Here is a 3,486-nt window from a genome sequence, read left to right as displayed (position 1 = left end):
CAGCTTGCTGTCACAGGCAAACGAACAGCCGAAATGCATTACGGCGCACGCGGCTGGGTCGTTCACCACAACACGGATATTTGGGGACACACCGCGCCTGCAGGCGGCTGGGGTGAAGGCGATGCCGTATGGGTATTATGGCCGATGGGCGGAATTTGGCTCGCTCAGCATCTGTGGGAGCACTTCTCTTTTGGAAGAGATCTTGATTATTTGCGCAAACAAGCTTATCCTACGATGAAGGAAGCTGCATTGTTCTGCATCGATTTTCTGGAGGAAGACGGCCAAGGCCGGCTCGTTACCAATCCTTCCACTTCGCCGGAGCACAAGCTGCGTTACGGTGACAAGCTCGCCGGCATCAGCCAGGCTTCTACGATGGATATGTCGCTGATCTGGGATTTGTTCACGAATTGCATCGAAGCGGCAGAATGGCTTGGTGAAGACGCTGCGTTTGCTGCGGAGCTTCAGCAACTGAAAGATAAGCTCTACCCGCTGCAAATCGGCAGTCACGGCCAGCTTCAGGAATGGTCCCAGGATTTCGAGGATCAGGACGTTCATCATCGTCATGCTTCCCATTTGTTTGGCGTATATCCGGGAAGACAAATTACGGAAGAAAGCACACCTGAGCACTTTGCTGCGGCAAGACAATCTCTGGAGAGACGGGGAGACGAAGGCACGGGTTGGAGCTTAGGGTGGAAAATCGGCTTCTGGGCTCGATTCCGCAATGGCAACCGCTCGCTGCAGCTGTTGTCCAATTTAATGCGAATTGTGCGTGAAGACTCGGAAAACTATGAAAAGGGCGGCTTATACCCTAACCTTTTCGATGCGCATCCGCCGTTCCAGATCGATGGCAACTTTGCAGTTACGGCCGGCATCTCCGAAATGCTGCTGCAATCGCATCAGTCATTTATGGAACTGCTCCCGGCGCTTCCAGACACATGGCAAGCAGGCAAGATAGAGGGATTGCGCGCCCGGGGCGGATTTGAAGTTCATATTCGCTGGCAGGACGGCAAGCTGGATGAAGCCGAAATCAGATCGCTTCTTGGCGAGGATTGCGCGCTGGCATCCGGTGCATCATTGACCGTTACAGAGGACGGCTCCGAGATTAAAGGGGTACTGTCTGCCGACGGCGTATTGCGTTTTGCAACAAAGGCAGGACAATCCTACAAGATTCGCGCATCCCGGTAGCCTGATGTCGTCAGGCGACTGGCGATCGCGCACTTGTATTAAACCGGTTTAAGTCGGTTTGAAGTTCGTTTCGCTAGACAAAGACATCAGGATAGTTGGAGGTAGACTAAGAGCATGACAACGACTAAAAAAGTACATGTTATTTTTAAAACACATCTGGACATCGGCTTTACGCACCTGGCTGAGCACGTAACGAAGCAGTACATGGAAGAATATATTCCGAAAGCGATCGAGCTGTCTGAGAAGCTGGAAGCAGAAGGCGGAAGCGAGCGCTTTGTATGGACGACAGGATCTTGGCTGATCCATCACTATCTGGAAGTGTCCTCTCCAGAGAACAGAGAGCGAATGGAGAACGCTATTAATAAAGGCCATATCGCATGGCACGGCTTGCCTTTCACGACGCATTCCGAGCTGATGGACCCTGAGCTTCTGCAATTTGGTCTCTCTCTTAGCCATGAGCTGGATGAGCGTTTCGGCAAAAAGACAATTGCTGCGAAAATGACCGACGTGCCTGGTCATACGCTAGGTATGGTACCTTACATGCAGCAAGCAGGCTTACGCTATATGCACTTGGGCGTCAATCCTGCTTCGACGCGTCCTGACGTGCCGCGGCTGTTCCGCTGGCAGGCAGATGACGGCTCAGAAATTATTATTAACTATGCAGGAACCTACGGTGAAGCGGTTGAAGTGGACGGCTTGAACGATGTGCTTGTCTTCGCACATACAGGCGACAATTGCGGACCGCCAAGCACGGATGAAATTCGCGAGCAGTTCGATCAATACCGCAAGCGTTACCCGGGAGCTGAAGTAGTCGCATCGACGATGGATGCATTCGCAGAGCGTCTGCTGGAAGTGAGCGGAAACCTGCCGATCGTCCGCGAAGAGCTGGGCGATACTTGGATTCATGGCGCGGGTACAGACCCGCTTAAGCTGGCTCGTTACCGTGAACTGCTTCGTTTGCGCAAGCAATGGCTGGCAGAGGGCCGGATTAAAGAGTCCGACAAAGCTTACAAGGAAATGAGCAAAGCGCTGCTTCTGGTTGCTGAGCATACATGGGGCCTGGATGTGAAGAAATGGCTGCCTGACTTCCGGAACTATGCGAAAAAAGACTTTAATGCAGCCCGCGAAAAAGACATTATCGACGTGAATGATCTGCCTGCTAAATTCGCTTATATCGGCGCGTTTGCAATGGATGAATTCGACAAGCACTCCAGCGACTTGTTCGCTGCCGATCAAAGCGTCCGCTCTTATTCAATGATTGAGAAATCTTGGGCAGAGCAGCGCCAATATATTGATCAGGCTGTTTCATACCTGAATAAGGATCTGCAAGAAGAGGCGAAACGCGCGCTTGACGGCCTGACTCCAGCCAAAACGGATGTAACAGGCTTCGAGTCCCGCAATACTCGCACAACGTATCGCAGTGGCGGCTATGAGCTTGCTTTCGGCGAAAACGGGGCATTGATTCGTCTTGTCGACGGCAACGGTAAAGTATGGGTGGACGAAGCGCATCCGTTTGGCGCTTACGTGTACGAGAACTTCGGTACGGACGATTACAACCGCTACTTCCGGACTTACATGCAAAATCTGCCAGTGACACATCCATGGGCAGATGCTGACTTCAGCAAGCCGGGCTTTGAATTTGTGCGTCCGCTTCCTAGCAACAAGAAGTACCACCCGCAAGTGACTGACGTGAAATGGTCGGGCAGCGAGAACGTTGAACGCTACGTATTGCGTATGCGCATGCCGGAAGAGTCCTATGAGCTGTACGGCGCTCCGAAGGAATTAGAGCTTGAGTATGCGTTCCGTAACACAGGCGAAATCGATGTTACGCTGCAATGGTTCGATAAAGATGCGAACCGTCTGCCTGAAGCGAGCTGGTTCGGTACTGCGCTGAAGCTGGACAATCCTAACCTATGGACAATGGATAAGCTTGGCAAAGCGATTTCGCCGCTGAACGTCGTTAGAGACGGCAACCGCAACCTGCATGCTGTGAACAACGGCGTCTCCTATCAGGGTGCAGACGGTTCGGCTGTCATCTCGCCGATTGATTCCGCTCTTGTAGCTCCAGGACACAAAAGAATGCTTCAGTTCGACAATTCCTTTGTATCGCTGGACACAGGCTGGGATTTCAACCTGCACAATAATAAGTGGGGGACGAACTTCCCGATGTGGTATGGCGATGACGCTAAATTCCGCTTCGAGCTCCGCTTGAAATCCAATCTTAAATAATAATTCATTTGAATAAAATGGCATATCAAAAAAGCAACCGCCCCGGGAATCCATCCTGAGGCGGTTGCTTTT

At 51.9% G+C, this 3,486-nt stretch carries 2 protein-coding genes; both read left to right on the top strand.

Annotated elements, in window-relative coordinates:
- On the top strand, positions 1 to 1,185 hold a 1,185-nt coding region (locus TY10_RS30730; protein WP_042162228.1), incomplete at its 5' end, for a glycosyl hydrolase family 95 catalytic domain-containing protein.
- Between the two features lie 114 nt (positions 1,186 to 1,299).
- Entirely contained in the window at positions 1,300 to 3,414 is a 2,115-nt protein-coding gene (locus TY10_RS07630) for a DUF5054 domain-containing protein (RefSeq protein ID WP_042162226.1), read from the top strand.
- The last annotated feature ends 72 nt before the right edge of the window (positions 3,415 to 3,486 follow it).

Source organism: Paenibacillus gorillae (assembly GCF_000513275.1).
Classification (GTDB): domain Bacteria; phylum Bacillota; class Bacilli; order Paenibacillales; family Paenibacillaceae; genus Pristimantibacillus; species Pristimantibacillus gorillae.
Note: the sequence above shows the minus strand (reverse complement) of the source record. Positions and strands in the feature narration are given on the sequence as shown.

Excerpts from the sequence above, each read along its gene's own strand:
- TY10_RS07630 (WP_042162226.1), top strand. The coding sequence starts at position 1,300 with ATGACAACGACTAAAAAAGTACATGTTATTTTTAAAACACATCTGGAC.